Below are 16256 nucleotides of genomic sequence, written 5' to 3'. Positions count from 1 at the left end.
GCGTGCGGACGCGCCCACCACAACCTCTTGGGCACCCCGCGCGTCACACAGGGCAGGTGCCGCCCTTGTGCGCGCACCGCACCCTGCAGGGGACCAGGCAGGTCGGCCACCCCTCCGGCCGACCTGTCGCTCCCCCGGCCGAGCCGGTCCGGCAACACCTGCCTTCCACTTGATCGCCGGCTACCCCAAATGCCCGAATCGCGAATCAGTCCTATGGTGCTGGTATGGAGCACACCCTCAGTCCCGCGACCCTGACCGAGCTGCGCCGCCCGCGGCCGTATCCGGCGGTGTCCGTACTGACGCCCACGCACCGCCGCGAACCCGACAGCGCACAGGATCCCGTGCGGCTGCGCAACGTGCTGGCCGAGGCCAAGAAGCAGCTGGAGACGGATCCGGCGGTCACCAGGGAGCGGCGCAACGACGTCGCCGCCCAGCTCGACCAGGCCCTGGCGGAGGTCGACCTGACGCATGCCGAGGACGGTCTGGTGATCTTCGCGGCCCCGGGCGAGCACCAGGTGTGGTCGCTCGCCCGCACCGTGCCCGAGCGCGTGGTGCTCTCGGACACCTTCCTGACCCGCAACCTGGTGGCCGCACAGTCCGCCGAGCGGCCGTTCTGGGTGCTGTCGGTCTCCGCCGACCGGGCAACCCTGTGGAACGGCGGCGGTGATCACGTGGTGGCGGAGCGCACCGGTGGCTTCCCGCTGACCCGCGATCTCGTGGAGAACCCGGACACGGAGCGCCAGGAACGCATCGGCGACGTGCCCAGCACGTTCCGGGACGAGGGGACCCGCCGCTTCCTGCGCGACGCCGACACGGCGATGGCCGCCGTGCTCCGCGAGAACCCCCGCCCGTTGTACGTCACGGGCGAGCAGGCCGCCCTGTCCGCCCTGGACGAGGTCGGCACGGTCGCCAGGGAGGCCGCGCACATCCCGCGCGGCGGTCTGGCACACGCTTCGCACGAGGCCGTGTGGCAGGCGGTGCGTCCGCTGATCGCCGCCGAGGACCGCGAGAACGTCGACTCCGTGGCCCGGGAGCTCGAACTGGCCCGTGGCCGCAAGGAGTTCGCCGCCGGGGTCGACGAGGTCTGGCAGCACGCCGAGGCGGGCCGGGTCCGACTCCTCGCCGTCGAGGAGAACTACCGCGTGACGGTCCGCGACGACCAGGGCGAGCACCTCGTCCCGGCCGAGAGCGGCGACCTCGACGCCCGCGAGGACATCGTGGACCAGATCGTCGAACAGTGCCTGGAGACCGGCGCTGAGGTCCGCTTCGTACCGGACGACACACTCGGGGACGCCCAGGGGATCGCCGGGGTCCTGCGCTACTGAGCGGTGCCGGCCGGGTTCACGGCGAGGGGTCCCGGTCGCTGTCGGTGACCGCGTAGGCGGTGCGGTTTCTCTGGACACCTCCGAGTGCCCCCTGCGACCCGTGTCACCCAGCGTGGCGGCACAGGAGGCACTCCGCGAGAGCCGACCGAAGAGGACTGAACAAACGACCGTCGAACACGAGCGCGAGAGCGGTGATCACGCATTTGACAACCCATCAAGTCACGTAGGCTGTCTACGACTTGACCACCCCGAACGCGTACCGCAGCGATGCCACATGACCTCTCCATAAGGACTGCGGCATATGCCAGAAGCACCACCGTATCGTGTGTCGCCAAATCCCTTACAGGGCGTGGCAGGCTGTGCAAGAGTCGTAACGGTCCTTCCGTCACTCCTGGTCGAACCATCCCCGTATCGGAGTCCCCCATGCCGCCCCATCTCTCTGCGGATCGCCCGTCCGCCCAGCCCCCCGGGCGCGGCACGGTCGAGGCACTCATCTCGCAGACGCGACGGCTACGGGGCGACGTGGACGCGGTACGGAGGGACGCACAGGACGACGATTCTGACGCCGAGGGACGCTGGCAGCGCGCTCTGTACGACCTGGCGCTGCATCAACTCAACGATCTCGACGAGCACTTGGCGCAGTTGCGGGACGGCCCGCCGCCGGTGTCCGCCGAGCCGGCGACCGGCTCACCCCTGCCGATCGCGCCGCCCGCGCCCCGGAGCGGCTCACTGCTCAGCCGCGTCGGCAGCGCCGAGTGGAACCTGCTGACGGACGAGGTGAGCTGGTCCGGTGAGCTGTACGGGATTCTCGGCCGTGACCCTGCCGCCGCGCCGCTCACCCTCGACGAACTGCCGTCCCTGGTCCTGGACGAGGACCGTCCCCGGCTGACCTCGATGGTCACCGACTGTCTCGTCGACGGGAAGCGCATCGACGGGGAGTTCCGGATCGTCCTCCCCGACGGCAGTGCCCGTACCGTGCACATGATGGGCGAACCCGTGCTAGACGCCGGCGGCAGCACCGCCTCGATGTGGGCCGTGCTGCGGGACGTCAGCGAACTGCGGCGCAGCCAGCGGACGGTGAGCGAGACCCGTGACTCGCTGCAGCGTCAGCGGCACATCGCCCAGACCGAGCACCGGCTCGCGGTCGAGTTGCAGGAAGCCGTGCTGCCGCCGTGGCGTGGCTCCCTGCGACTCCCGCACCAGGGCCCGCAGACGCTCGACCTGGCCGCCCACTACCTGCCGTCCTCGACCAGCACCCTGATCGGAGGCGACTGGTACGACGCCCTCGAACTGCCCGACGGGCAGACCCTGTTGAGCGTAGGAGACCTCACCGGTCACGGTGTCACCGTGACCTCGGGCATGGCGATGCTGATCGGTGCCCTGCGCGGCATGGCCGTGACGGGCTCAGAGCCCAGCCACATCATGACCTGGCTCAACCAGTTACTCGACGCCACCGTCCAGCCCGCCCTCGGCAGCGCCGTCTGCTGCCGCTACCGACCGGACACCCGCACCCTCACCTGGGCACAGGCAGGACACCCCGCCCCGCTGCTGTTCCGCGACGGGACGGGGTGCGCGCTGACGGCCCCGGACGGCGTGCTGCTGGGAGCGACCTCGGGGGCCGCCTACGGGCAGGCCGATGTGACCCTCGAGCAGGGCGATCTGCTGCTCCTCCATACCGACGGACTGGTCCCCCGGCGGGGAGGCGCGGCGTGCGCCCGGAGTCTGCTCGGTCTGGCCCCGCGCTTCGACGGGGCCCGCACGGCCCAGGACTGTGTACGGACGGTGGTCGAGGAGTTCGGCGAGACCGAGCGCGAGGACGACGCCTGCGTGCTCGTGGCCAGGGTTGTCTCCTGAGAACCGCAGTTGTCTCCTGAGAACCGCGGCCTTCTCCTGCCAACCGCCCTGCTTCGGCAGCCCGAAGATGCGGGCCGCCCACTGGTTTCCGCTTGCACTCGCCCTGACTGCTACGGCAACACGGGCCCTCCTTACGCCCGAGCGCTGTTGCCGCCCGCGGATTTCAGCGAGCCCCTGGGCAGCGCCAGTTTGATCTCCTCACGCAGGTCCTGGATCCTCGGATAGCTGGAGTACTGCCCGGTGAGCCGGTACATCTCGCGCAGTCGGTCCCAGGTGCGATGGGAGGAGTTCGTCCCCATCGACGTCAGGGCCAGACGTGCGTAGGTATCAGCCTGTTCGGGGTCGTCGGCGATGAAGCAGGCCGATGCCAGCGAGATGTGGTCGAAGATCTTCGACCGGTCCCGGCCCGCCTCGCGCAGTTCGAGCGCCTGCTTGGCGTGACGTTGTGCGATGACGGCCGCGGCCGGCTCGTGCTCGGCGAGGGTGCGGTACGCGAGGGCCTGCATGCCGTGCAGATCCGCCTCGTCGAACATCTGCATCCAACTCGGCGGCGGCACGTCCCCCTTGTCGGAGACGAACAGCTCCTCCGCCTCACCCAGGGTGCGCCGCATGGCCTGCCCCTTGCCCAGGGACGCCTGTGCCCAGGCCTCAATGGTGGAGAGCATGGCCTTGGTGCGCGGCAGCACCTCGTCGCCGGAGCCGGACTTGGCGAGCTTCATGAGGTCGAGTGCGTCGTCGGGCCGGCCCAGGTGCACCATCTGGCGGGCAGCCCGGGAGAGCGCCTCGCCGGCGCGGGGCCGGTCACCGCCTTCTCTGGCCGCATGGGCGGCGATGACGAAGTACTTCTGGGCCGTGGGTTCCAGACCGATGTCGTGGGACATCCAGCCCGCGAGGACGGCGAGGTTGGCGGCGACGCCCCACAGGCGCCGTTGGAGGTGTTCGGGGTGGCGGTAGGAGAGCATGCCTCCCACCTCGTTGAGCTGTCCCACGACAGCCTTGCGCTGCAGCCCGCCGCCACGGGTCGCGTCCCAGGCCCGGAACACCTCGACCGAGCGCTCCAGTTCCTCGATCTCCTGCCACCCGATGGGGGCGGCCTCGTACCGGTCGAACCCGGCGGGGTCGGCATGCAGGGGATGGTCGATTCGGGGAGCGTCGGCCGCGAGGGCCGGATCGGTGTGGAGCCAGTCGTGCATGGCGCTGCTGAGTGCGGATCCCGCGGCGAGCGCGGCACCCGCGCCCACCAAACCGCGTCGGTTGAGCATGAGGTCCATTCCCGTGAATTCGGTGAGGACCGCGGCGGTCCGTTCGGGCGCCCACGGCACTCCGTCGGGATGTTCCACACTCCCGCCGCCCTGCCGTTTTCCCACACGCCCGTGCCGGACCAGACCGAGGTCCTCGATGGTCACGACACGGCCGAGACGCTCGGTGAACAGGGCCGCCAGCACCCGCGGCACCGGATCGCGCGGGATCTCTCCCATGTCGATCCACCGCCGCACCCGCGAGGTGTCGGTCGCCAGCTGGGGGTGGCCCATGGCCGCCGCCTGCCGGTTGACCAGCCTCGCGAGTTCGCCCTTCGACCAGCCGGCCAGGCCGAACAGGTCCGCCAGACGGGTGTTGGGTTGTCCGCTCACGTCAAGCCCCCAGGGTCTCGGCTGAGTTGACAGTAGCCCCCTGTCAGTTGCACCGGGACTATTCGCCAGGGTTCGCCAGGGTGCGCCAGATGGTGTGCCACGGGACACCTGGTGTCGGGTAGGAACGCGCCACCCCGACCCGGTAGCCGTCGGAGCACTCCCCAGGGTGCAAAGGGGCTACCGGGCCGGGCAGCGCGACGAACTCTCAGGCACACGAAGGGATCTGTCTCCCCTATGTACGCAGCATCATCCTCCGTGTCCGCCCCGTCCCGGTCGCTGCGTCCCAGTCCGGGAGGCAGCGGCCCCTACCTCGACCCCGTGCGCCCGGCGGCTCCCGTACTCGGTGCCGGCATGACGCGGCGCGCACCGCGGCTCGGCACCCAACCGCTCAGCGGGAGACTCGACTTGTCCGGCCCTCAGGGCGCGCAGCTGCGCACGGTGATCGCTTCGGTGCATCGCATCTGTCCGGAGTTCACGCCGGTTCAGGTGCTGCGCCGAAGCGGGCGCTCCGTGCTCCTGGTCGGCGCGACGGGGCGCAGCACGGCCGTCGCGAAGGTCTTACTTGACCACTCCCCCATGTGGACCGAGCGCATCCGGCACGAGATAGCCGCGTATCGCTCGTTCGTGCGGCACCGGCCGCCGGTGCGGGTGCCGCGGCTGATCGCGGCGGACCCGGACAACTGCACTCTGGTGGTCGAGCGGATGCCGGGCCGGGCGGCCGCGCTGCAGCGGCATCCGACCGAGGCACCGCCGCGCGCGGACATCCGGGCGGTGCTGGGCGCGATCTGCCGGCTCAATGCGTGGCGGCCGCCGGCGGGCACGTTTGACGCGCCGCTGGACTACGCGGAGCGGATCTCACGTTTCCATGAGCTGGGTCTGCTGACGGACCGGGACATGGGTGATCTGCAGAAGCTGGTGCACGGTCTGGCGCACACGGCGAGCCGACAGGGTCTGGGCCAGTTCTGTCACGGCGACGCCCTGCTGTCGAACATCCTCCTCTCACCGACTGGTCCGGTGCTGGTGGACTGGGAGCACGCGGGCTGGTACCTGCCGGGCTACGACCTGGCGACGTTGTGGGCGGTGCTCGGGGACGCTCCGGTGGCACGCCGTCAGATCAGCCAGATGGCACAGTCCGCCGGCCCGGCGTCGCGCGACGCGTTCCTGGTGAACCTGATGCTCGTGCTCACCCGTGAGATCCGTACCTACGAGACGGCCGTGCAGCGTTCGATGCACGACACGACCCCGGCCACACCGGGAGGGGCCCATCCGGGCACCGTGCCGTCCGGCGAGGAACAGCGGCTGCTGCTGAGGCGGCTGCACGACGACTGCCAGCTCGCCCGCAAGGCAGTCCGAGCAGCGGTCGGCACGCGCTGACGGGGGATGTCGGTCCGCGGTGCGCCCGAGAAGGTGGCGCGTCGCGGACCTTCGTCATGTCCGGGGCACGCCATCCGATTGGTCCATCCCACTGACGCCCCGCAGGCCCGAGGGCGGCGCCACGACATCTCTCGCACCCCCGACCGACATGGGGAATCACCCTTTCCTGGGCATGATTGACGGATCGTCGGACAGCCGGTACCACTGACCCACGCTCGGCACCGCACGCCCCGTCATGCTCGCCCGTCCCAGGAGGTTGCATTGCGAGGATCCCTCACCGACCGCACGCCCGCCGCCGGGCGCAGACGCGTCCAGCGGACGGCGCTCTCCGCCGCCTCGGCGGCGCTGCTGCTGCCGCTGCTCGGCGCGGCCCCGTCCAACAGCGCGGAGCAGTCCTCAGTCACCCGGCTGCAGAGCGCCTTCGCGTCCGCGGCCGTCGAGTACGACGTCCCGCAGAGCGTTCTGCTCGGCGTGTCTTACCTCCAGTCCCGCTGGGACGGGCACGGCGGGGCGCCCAGCGTCTCGGGCGGATACGGGCCGATGCACCTCACCGACGCCCGGACGGCCCTCGCCGAGGCCCCGCACCACGGCGGAGGAACGGAGGACGCCCGCGGCGACGGCTCCCGTGCGGCGCCGGCGCGCGAGGCCGGTCTCCCGGAGGAGTCCGAGCTTCCGGCCCGCCTGCGGACCCTGCCGCGGGCGGCCGAGCTGACCGGCCTCCCGGCCGAGGAACTGCGCACCGACGCGGCGGCCAACGTGGCGGGCGGCGCCGCGCTCCTCGCCGCCGCCCAGCGCGATCTCGGCGCGCCACTCAGCGACGACCCGGCCGACTGGTACGGGGCCGTGGCGAGGTTCTCCGGCGCGGACGACAACGCGACGGCCACGGCGTACGCGAACGACGTCTTCGAGGTGATCCGAGGTGGCGAGCAGCGCACCACGGACGCCGGCCAACGGGTGACACTCACCGCCGAGCCCGGCGTGAGCCCCGGCACCGGGCAACTGAGCCGGGCCGGGCTGCGCAGCGCGTCGGCCGGCGGCACGGAATGTCCGGGAACCGTGGGCTGCGAGTGGATCCCGGCGCCGTACGAGGAGTTCGGCGACGGCGACTACGGCAACCACGACCTGGCCGACCGCCCCGCGTCGCAGAGCGTCAAGTACATCGTCATCCACGACACCGAGGCCACCTGGGACACCACGCTCAAGCTGGTCCAGGACCCGACCTACGTCTCGTGGCACTACTCCCTGCGCTCGACCGACGGTCACATCGCCCAGCATGTGAAGACCAAGGACGTGGCCTGGCACGCGGGCAACTGGTACGTCAACGCCAAGTCGATCGGCCTGGAACACGAGGGCTTCCTCGCCTCGCCCGACGCCTGGTACACGGAGGCGATGTACCGGACGTCGGCGCGCCTGGTGACGTACCTCGCCACGAAGTACCGCATCCCGCTGGACCGCCAGCACATCCTCGGCCACGACACCGTGCCGGGTACGACCAGCGGAACGATCCCGGGCATGCACACGGACCCCGGCCCGTACTGGGACTGGCAGCACTACTTCACGCTGCTGGGCAGGCCGTTCAAGCCCACGGCGGACTCGAAGAGCGGCGTTGTGACGATCGCCCCCGACTTCGCGAAGAACCGGCCGGCGTTCACGGGCTGCGTCACGAAGGGCGAGCCGTGCGCCGTCCACGGCTCCAGCGCCGTACGCCTCCACACACAGCCGGACGAGAGCGCTCCGCTGGTCCAGGACATCGGGCTGCGGCCGGACGGCAGCGCCTCGACCATCGACGTGAACGACATCGGCTCGCGCGTCTCCACCGGCCAGCAGTACGCCGTGGCGGGCCGCGAGGGTGACTGGACGGCGATCTGGTACCTGGGCCAGAAGGCATGGTTCAGGAACCCGAAGGCGCAGCCGACGGCCGTCAGTGCGACCGGTACGGTCGTGACACCGAGGAAGGGCCTTAGCGAGATCCCGGTGTACGGCCGCGCGTACCCGGAGGCAGGGGCCTATCCGGAGGGCGTTCCGGTCCAGTCGGTGTCGCCGCTGCCGTACAAGCTGCTGCAGGGCCAGCGGTACGTGGCCGGGGACAAGGTGCCCGGCGAGTACTTCTACTCGCCGACCTTCGACACGGCTCCGCACCGGGTCGTGGTCGGCAAGGACCGGTATTTCGAGATCCAGTTCGGCCACAGGGTGGCGTACGTACGGGCCGCTGACGTGCTGGTGTTGCCGGCGGGTTCGTGAGGGAACCGGGTGTGCCGGGGTCCGGGCACCGGCCCGGACCCCGGCACCGTCTCAGCTTCCGGCTCCCCATACGTACCGCTGCCCGGCGACCGCCTTGAAGGTGGTTTCCCCGCCGCGCAACAGCAGGCTGCGCAGGGTGAGTTGCCGGGTCCGGGACGCGGTGAGTGCGACACGGGTGGCCCTGCCGTCGGCCCAGTCGATGTCGATGGTGGCGCCGCCCCGGGCGCGCAGGCCGCGGACCGAACCGTCGGACCAGGCGGCGGGGAGGGCGGGAAGGATCTCGATCACGTCGTGCTGGCTCTGCAGGAGCATCTCGACGACTCCCGCGGTGGCGCCGAAGTTGCCGTCGATCTGGAACGGCGGGTGGGTGTCCCAGAGGTTGGGCAGGGTCGAGGACCTGAGCTGTTCGGCGAGCATCCTGTGCGCGTGGTCGCCGTCGTGGAGCCGCGCCCAGAAGTTGATCTTCCAGGCCTTGGACCAGCCGGTCCCGCCGTCGCCGCGTGCGGTGAGCGAGACCTTCGCCGCCTCGGCCCACTTGCTGCCCGGCTCGATCTGGCGGCCCGGGTGCAGGGCGAACAGGTGGGAGACATGGCGGTGGTCGTCGTCCGGGTCGTCCAGGTCGGCCTTCCACTCCTGGAGCTGCCCCCAGGAGCCGATCCTGAGCCCCGGGTCCAACCCGTCGAGCGCGGCGGCGAGTTGCTCACGGAAGTCGGGGGCATCCCCCAGGGTCCGGGCCGCCTCAAGGGTGTTGGTGAACAGGTCGTACACGATCTGCTGGGACATGGCCGCGCCCGCCGTGAAGTCCCCATGCTCCGGCGAGTAGCTGGGGGTCACGACGAGGGTGCCGTCGCGCGGGTCGGTGCGCAGGTTGTCGAGCCAGAACTCGGCGGCCTCCTTCATCACGGGGTAGGCGGTGGAGCGCAGATACGCCGTGGAGCCGCCGAACCGGTAGTGCTCGTACAACTGCCCCGTCACCCACGCGGCCGCCTCCGGGAACCAGAACGCGGTCGCCCAGTCGTGCACCCCGGTGAAGCCGTACGGGTTGGTCTCGTTGTGGACGACCCAGCCGCGTGAGCCGAACATCTCCTCGGCCGTACGCCGGCCGGGGGCGCGCAGGGCTTCGACGAAGCGGTCGTACGGGGCGGTGGTCTCGGCGAGGTTGGCGGCCTCGGCCGGCCAGTAGTTCATCTGGAGGTTGATGTTGACGTGGTAGTCGGCCGACCAGGGAGGTGTGGTGCTGTGGTTCCAGACGCCCTGGAGGTTCGCGGGCAGTGAGCCGGGGCGTGAGGAGGCGATGAGGAGGTAGCGGCCGTACTGGAAGTACAGCGCCTCCAGCGCCCGATCGGCGGGAGTCGTTCCGCCGGTGTAGTTCGCCAGCAGTTCGTTCGTGGGGATGTCCGGGGCTTGGGCGCGGATGTCGAGCGCGACCCGCTCGAAGAGGGCGTTGTGGTCGCGGACGTGGCGTGAGCGGAGCTTGCCGTACCCCTTGCGGAACGCCTCGTCGACTGCTCTCGTCACCGCCGTGTGCGGGTCGTCGCCCCGGTAGTCGGGGTAGGTGTCGGCGTAGTCGGTGCCCGCCGAGAGGACGAACCACATGCTGTCGGCGTCCGTGACGGTGAGGGTGCCGTCCCCGTTCGCGGTGAGGGCGCCGCCTTCCTGGTGGACCCGGATCTGCGCCTCGAACCGCAGGCCGTTGTCGGCGAGTTCACCGCGTACGGTGATCCGGTCGCCGGTGGCCGTCGTCGTGAAGTCGGTGCGGGGCGAGGTGTAGCGCAGGTTGAGGGTGACGCCTCCGGTCAGGCGGCCGACGATCACCTCGTCCGGGTGGGAGACGAAGAACTCCCTTGAGTGGCGCCCCTGTTGGTGGGTGTACGTCACGGTCGCCACCGCGTCGCGCAGGTCCAGGGCGCGGCGGTAGTCGGTGGGGGTGTCCGTGGGCGCGCCGGGCAGGTCGAGGTGAAGGTCGCCGAACGTCTGGTGGGCGCCGTAGCCGACGCGCGGCTGCCCCAGGCGGGCGGTGACCGAGTCGGGGTCGAGCTTCGTCTCGGCGTCGATCCGCTCCTGGACGCCCTCGATCGCACCGGGGCGGGGCTCGGTCCAGTTGCCGTGGTCGTAGCCCTGGACGGAGCCGGGGCCGCCGGTCCACAGGGTCTTCTCGTTGAGCTGAAGCCGCTCGGAGGCGAGCGTGCCGAACACCATGGCGCCGAGCGCACCGCCTCCGATGGGCAGTGCCTCGCGCTCCCAGTCGGAGGCGGGAGCGGCGTACCACAGCACCAGCGGCGTCTTCAGCTTTTCGGATACATGGGACGAATCAGCGGCTTCCGCAGACGGCGAAAGGGCTCCCTCTCCCAGGGTCAGGGCGCCGGCGCCACCAAGTGCACTCTTCAGTGTTGCTCTCCGGGACATCTCAGGCGACATGCCCGGACCGTAATGGTCGGATGACTGAGCTAACAAGGGTCATGACAAGAACGCACCGGAAGCCGATGCCCGCGCCGCGCAGGGCACGGACCGGTGCGTTCTTGACCGGTGCGTTCTCGTACGTCCGAGGGTCAGTCAGCCCTGCTGGAAAAGCTCGGCGGGCAGCGGCTTCAGGAGTGCGTACAGGTCGTCCGTGATGGGGCGGTCCCAGGCGGCGATGGTCACCAGGACGTTGTCACTGCGGTCGAACTGGACGCAGGAGATACGGCCTTCGGAGAGCTTGAGGCGCCGCACGATCAGGAGATTGTCGCCCTGCATCACCGGCATGTCCTCGGAGCCGACGACAGTGACCTCCTCGTCGTTCTCCAACGCGAGCAGCAGCTGGGCCACCTCGAACGGGATCTCGCCCTCGGCGGTGTCCCGCGCCGGTGAGCCCTCCGGGAGATTGCCGATGATCATCGCGGGACCCCGGCCGCCGAACAGGTCGTAACGCAGGAAGACACCCTGGCAGCTGCCGTCGGGGGCGGGCAGCAGGCCCGCGCCGAGATTGCCCGGCCAGTCACCCGGGTCCATGGCCAGTACGTCGAAGTCGGGCCCGGCGGGGGTGGCGCTGCGGCGGCGGAGGAAGGACATGCCGCCATGGTACGTGCCCGGCGGTGAAACCGGCTCCGCGCCCGGTCCGCGACCAGGAACCGCGCTTGCCCGCCCTAACCGTCTCACCTCGGCATATGCCGACCTGGTGGGCCCGCCCGCAGGACGCGCGGCGGGGCGGGCCCACGGCCACCGGCCCGGCGCGAGGGCCACGCCCGTCATGGGGATCGGGAACCGCGCATGCGACGGGGTCGGCGCCCTTCGTGCCTCAGGTCAGGTTCGTGCCTCAGGTCAGGTCGAACTCCCCCTCGCGTGCGTTCGACATGAACGCGCCCCACTCCGCGGGCGTGAAGATCAGGGAGGGGCTCTCCGGCCGGCCGCTGTTGCGCATCGCGATGAAGCCCTCGACGAAGGCGATCTGGACGTCGCCCCGTCCCCGGCTGCTGGACCGCCAATCGGCGTTGCTGAGGTCCAGGTCCGGCTTGTGCCAGCCCGCGAGCGACTGATGCTCCATGGTGGTCTCGGCCACGTCCGTGCTCCTCCCGGTTCGTCGTCCGCCGCCAGACTAGCGATCGGTCACGGCCGCCAACAGGCCACGTGAGGGGAAGGTTCAGGAGGCCGGTGACGCGTCTCCGATCAGCCACATCGAGAAGAACTGCGATCCCCCGCCGTAGGCGTGCCCGAGCACGCGACGGGCCCCGTCCACCTGGTGTTCTCCCGCCTGTCCGCGCACCTGGAGCGCGGCCTCGGCGAACCGGATCATGCCGGAGGCGCCGATGGGGTTCGTGGACAGCACGCCGCCCGACATGTTGACCGGGAGGTCGCCGTCGAGCTCGGTCACCCCCGACTCGGTGAGTTTCCAGCCCTCGCCCTCGTCGGCGAACCCGAGGTTCTCCAGCCACATGGGCTCGTACCAGGAGAACGGCACGTACATCTCGACCGCGTCGATGTCGCGGCGCGGGTCGGCGATGCCCGCCTGCCGGTACACATCGGCCGCGCAGTCCTTGCCCGCCTGTGGCGACACGCAGTCCTTGCCCGCGAAGAGCGTCGGTTCGCTGCGCATCGCCCCGCCGAGCATCCAGGCGGGCGGCCTCGGCGAACGGGCCGCGCCCGCACGGTCGGTGAGCACCATCGCGCAGGCGCCGTCGGAGGAGGGGCAGGTCTCGGAGTAACGGATCGGGTCCCAGAGCATGGGCGATGCCTGGACCTTCTCCAGGGTGATGTCGTGTTCGTGGAGGTGCGCGTAGGGGTTCTTGAGGGCGTTGCGCCGGTCCTTGTACGCGACGAGCGAGCCGACCGTGTCCGGTGCGCCGCTGCGCCGCATGTACGCGCGGACGTGCGGGGCGAAGAAGCCTCCCGCGCCCGCCAGCAGGGGCTGCTGAAAGGGGATCGGCAGGGAGAGCCCCCACATCGCGTTCGACTCGGACTGCTTCTCGAAGGCCAGGGTCAGGACGGTGCCGTGGACGCGGGCGGCGACGAGGTTGGCCGCGACGAGCGCGGTCGAGCCACCGACCGAGCCGGCCGTGTGCACGCGCAGCATGGGCTTGCCCACCGCGCCGAGCGCGTCGGCGAGGTACAGCTCGGGCATCATGACGCCCTCGAAGAAGTCGGGCGCCTTGCCGATCACGACGGCGTCGATGTCGGCCCAGGTCAACTCGGCGTCGTCGAGCGCGCGTCGGGCGGCCTCGCGCACCAGCCCCGCGATCGACACGTCCCGGCGCGCCGCCACGTGCTTGGTCTGGCCGATTCCTACGACGGCCACGGGCTCCTTGCTCATGGCGCTCACGACTCCCCTTCCAGGACGGCGACGAGGTTCTGTTGCAGACAGGGACCCGAGGTGGCGTGCGCGAGGGCGCGATCGGACTCGCCACGGTGGATGCGGGCGGCTGCCTCACCGATGCGAATCAGGCCTGCGGCCATGACCGGGTTGGCGGCGAGCGCTCCCCCGGAGGGGTTGACGGTGACCTCGTCGTCGAGCCGGAGCGCCTTGCGCAGGATCACTTCCTGGGAGGTGAAGGGTGCGTGCAACTCGGCCGTGTCCACGCGTCGTTCGAAAGCTCCGGCCTTTTCGGCGGCCAACCGCGCGGACGGTGAGTCGGTCAGGTCGCGTACGCCCAGCCCGTGCGCCTCGATGCGGTGGTCGATGCCCCGGATCCAGGCAGGACGCGGGCACAGTTCGCGGGCCCGCTCCCCCGCCGCGAGGATCACGGCGGCGGCTCCGTCGCCGATGGGCGGGCAGTCCCCTCGGCGCAACGGGCGCACCAGGTAGTCGCCGTGTGGCACGGCACCACTGAGCTGGGCATGGGAGTTGGCGGTCGCCAAGGCCCGGCTGCGCGCCGCGACACCGGCCAGCGCGGGCTCGTCCGTCTCCCCCGCGTCGATGAGCGCCTGCGCCTGGAGCGCGGCCAGCGCCACGGAGTCGGGCCACAGCGGCGCCAGGTAGTACGGGTCCAGCTGCCGGGTCAGCACATCGCGTACGGAGCCGGGCGAGGACTTGCCGTAGGAGTAGACCAGCGCGGTGTCCGCGTCCCCGGTGAGCAGCTTGGTCCACGCCTCGTACAGTGCCCACGCGCCGTCCATCTCCACGTGCGACTCGGAGATCGGCGGCCAGGCGCCGACGCCGTCGAGGGCCATGGTGAAGGAGAAGGCACGGCCCGCGAGGTAGTCGGAGGAGCCCGAGCAGGTGAACCCGATGTCGGCGGTCTTCAGGCCGGTGGCCTGAAGCACCTCGTGCAGGACGGGCATGAGCATCTCCACCTCGGAGAGCTCCCCGCTGGTGCGCCGGTGGTCGGTCTGTGCGAAGGCGACCACGGCGATGTCCCGTACGTCTTCCGCTCCCTCACGCGTCACAGCAGCTCCTTGTACGTGTCGTAGTCCGCGTCGGGTTCGCCGGTGGGCCGGTAGTGGTCCGGGTAGCGGGCGCCCTCGGTCCACACCGGTTCGACGCGCAGGCCCATGCGCACCTCGTCGTAGGGGATGCCGGCGATACGGCTGTGCAGGGCGAGACCGGCACCGTCGAGGGCTATGTGCGCGTAGACGTACGGCACTTCGATGTCGAGGTTCCTCGCCTTGATGTTGACGATGCAGAAGGTGGTGACGGTACCTCGGGGACCGACCTCGACCTGTTCTGACGTGGCGACGCCGCAGGTGGGGCAGGCGCCTCTCGGCGGGACGTACACCTTGTGGCAGGACGGGCAGCGTTCGCCCACGGTCCGCCGGCCGGAGAGCGCGGCGATGTAGTCGGACTGGGCGCGGCCGGGCGAGTAGGTGTAGTCGAGGCGGGCGGGGGCGACGATGCCGGTGACCGGTTCCTCGAACTCGCCCGTGTGGTCGCCCGGAGGGGTGGGATCACCGTCGTACGGCTCGAAGCAGGCGATGTCCGTGATGGCGCCGGCACGTTCGGCGGCCCAGCGGATACGGACGCGCATACCGGTGTGCACGGTGTCCGGGCCGGGGGCGTCAAGGGCGTGCAGGAGGGCCGTGTCGGCGCCGTCGAGCCGTACCAGGACCCAGGCGAAGAGGGTGTCGAGGGGCTGGCCGCGACGCGGGGTGTGGTTCCAGGCCCAGGTGGTGACCGTGCCGGTGGGGGCGACTTCTGTGAGGTCGCGGATCTCCTCGGCGGTGACCGGGTCGTACTCGACGGGTGGGACGAGGACACGGCCGTCGCCGGTCCGCACACCGAGAACGACGCGTTCGCGCAGCCCGGTGAGGAAGGCGCTCTGCACGGGTCCGAGGGAGCGGGTGAAGGGGAACTCGACGACGAGAGGGGCTTTGAGGACTTCGGGCACGGCTTCTCCTCACGGGACAGGGGCGCGGAGAACTGGCCGGCCACAACGAACCCGCAGCTGTGAACCGGCCTCCAGCGGAGCGCCTACGCGCGCTTGTAGACGGGCGGTCGTTTCTCCGCGAAGGCGCGGGCGCCTTCCTTGGCGTCGGCGGTGTCGAAGATCGGCCAGCCGCGCTTGAGTTCGGCGGCGAGACCGTCGGTCTCGGTCATCTCGGCGGTCTCGTACACGGAGGCCTTGACCGCCTCGACGGCGAGCGGGCCGCAGGCGTTGATCCGCTCGGCGATCTCCAGGGCCTTGGCGAGCGCCGTCCCGTCGGGCACGACGTGCCCGATCAGCCCGGTGCCTGCGGCCTCACGGGCGCTGTACGGGCGGCCGGTGAGCAGCATCTCCAAGGCGTGGGTGCGCGGGATCTGGCGCTGGAGGCGAACCGTGGAGCCGCCGATGGGGAACAGACCGCGTCCCACCTCGAAGAGGCCGAAGGTGGCGGACTCGCCCGCGACCCGGATGTCGGTGCCCTGGAGCATCTCCGTACCGCCCGCGACGCAGTGCCCCTCGACGGCGGCGATCACCGGCTTGCGGGGGCGGTGGTGGCGCAGCATCGCCTTCCAGTGCAGGTCGGGGTCGGCGTCCAGCCGGTCGCGGTACCGCTGCCCCTCCATGCCGTTGCCGGCGAGGGCCTTGAGGTCCATTCCCGCGCAGAACGTGCCACCCGCGCCGGTGAACACGATCGAGCGGATCGAGTCGTCCGCGTCGGCCTCGACCCATCCGTCGTACAGGCCGACGAGCATCGGCAGTGAGAGTGCGTTCTTCGCTTCCGGCCTGTTGAGCGTGAGCACCAGTGTGGCGCCCTCGCGCCGCACGGTGAGGTGTTCCGTCCCACCCATCGCCGACCTCCCTGTGTCAGGACGAGAACAGGTTGCAGGAGGCGCGGAGCCACTTCAAGGGTTTTCTGACAGTCAGTCAGATTTATTGTGCGCGGGCCCTTCACAGTTGTGGCGCCCTTTGCTCTGATGACCGGCGAGTCGTACGGCAGC

12 protein-coding genes are annotated in these 16256 nt (G+C 70.7%); 4 read left to right on the top strand and 8 right to left on the bottom strand.

Annotation, left to right across the window (positions count from 1 at the left end):
* Nucleotides 1-224 precede the first annotated feature (224 nt).
* Nucleotides 225-1325 carry a chemotaxis protein gene (locus E0500_RS40460; RefSeq protein WP_131560008.1) on the top strand — a complete coding sequence of 367 codons (1101 nt, stop codon included), beginning with the start codon at nt 225-227 and terminating at the stop codon, nt 1323-1325.
* A 423-nt stretch (nt 1326-1748) separates the two neighbouring features.
* A complete protein-coding gene (locus E0500_RS40455) occupies nt 1749-3179 on the top strand; it encodes a PP2C family protein-serine/threonine phosphatase (protein WP_131560006.1) in 1431 nt (476 codons plus the stop codon).
* A gap of 131 nt (nt 3180-3310) precedes the next feature.
* Here the strand turns inward: E0500_RS40455 and E0500_RS40450 are convergent, their stop codons facing one another.
* Complete coding sequence (locus E0500_RS40450) at nt 3311-4810, bottom strand: hypothetical protein (protein ID WP_131560004.1); 1500 nt, start codon at nt 4808-4810, stop codon at nt 3311-3313.
* Between the two features lie 234 nt (nt 4811-5044).
* On the opposite strand from E0500_RS40450, the gene E0500_RS40445 reads away from it, so the two are divergent.
* Complete coding sequence (locus E0500_RS40445) at nt 5045-6184, top strand: aminoglycoside phosphotransferase family protein (protein ID WP_131560002.1); 1140 nt, start codon at nt 5045-5047, stop codon at nt 6182-6184.
* A gap of 261 nt (nt 6185-6445) precedes the next feature.
* Entirely contained in the window at nt 6446-8425 is a 1980-nt protein-coding gene (locus E0500_RS40440; RefSeq protein ID WP_131560000.1) for an N-acetylmuramoyl-L-alanine amidase, read from the top strand.
* 51 nt (nt 8426-8476) lie between these two features.
* Here E0500_RS40440 and E0500_RS40435 read toward each other — a convergent pair whose 3' ends face one another.
* The 7 genes from E0500_RS40435 to E0500_RS40405 form a co-directional block, all read right to left on the bottom strand.
* The gene (locus tag E0500_RS40435) at nt 8477-10699 is read right to left on the bottom strand and encodes a glycosyl hydrolase family 95 catalytic domain-containing protein (RefSeq protein WP_131559998.1); all 2223 of its coding nucleotides are present in this window, start codon (nt 10697-10699) and stop codon (nt 8477-8479) included.
* A gap of 279 nt (nt 10700-10978) precedes the next feature.
* The gene (locus tag E0500_RS40430) at nt 10979-11476 is read right to left on the bottom strand and encodes a hypothetical protein (RefSeq protein ID WP_131559996.1); all 498 of its coding nucleotides are present in this window, start codon (nt 11474-11476) and stop codon (nt 10979-10981) included.
* 244 nt (nt 11477-11720) lie between these two features.
* Entirely contained in the window at nt 11721-11963 is a 243-nt protein-coding gene (locus tag E0500_RS40425; RefSeq protein WP_131559994.1) for a DUF397 domain-containing protein, read from the bottom strand.
* An 81-nt stretch (nt 11964-12044) separates the two neighbouring features.
* Nucleotides 12045-13211, bottom strand: a complete 1167-nt coding sequence (locus E0500_RS40420; RefSeq protein WP_131559992.1) for a thiolase domain-containing protein — start codon at nt 13209-13211, stop codon at nt 12045-12047.
* A 5-nt stretch (nt 13212-13216) separates the two neighbouring features.
* Nucleotides 13217-14284: a thiolase domain-containing protein gene (locus E0500_RS40415; RefSeq protein ID WP_131559990.1), complete on the bottom strand. Its 1068-nt coding sequence runs from the start codon at nt 14282-14284 to the stop codon at nt 13217-13219.
* A complete protein-coding gene (locus E0500_RS40410; protein WP_131559988.1) occupies nt 14281-15222 on the bottom strand; it encodes a Zn-ribbon domain-containing OB-fold protein in 942 nt (313 codons plus the stop codon). The genes E0500_RS40415 and E0500_RS40410 overlap by 4 nt, the downstream gene beginning before the upstream one ends.
* An 83-nt stretch (nt 15223-15305) precedes the next feature.
* On the bottom strand, nt 15306-16106 hold the full coding sequence (locus E0500_RS40405) for a crotonase/enoyl-CoA hydratase family protein (protein WP_131559986.1): 801 nt from the start codon (nt 16104-16106) through the stop codon (nt 15306-15308).
* Nucleotides 16107-16256 lie beyond the last annotated feature (150 nt).

This window comes from Streptomyces sp. KM273126 (assembly GCF_004337435.2).
GTDB classification, from domain to species: Bacteria; Actinomycetota; Actinomycetes; order Streptomycetales; family Streptomycetaceae; genus Streptomyces; species Streptomyces acidicola.
The sequence above is the reverse complement of the archived record's forward strand: the minus strand, read 5'-3'. Positions and strand labels throughout refer to the sequence as shown.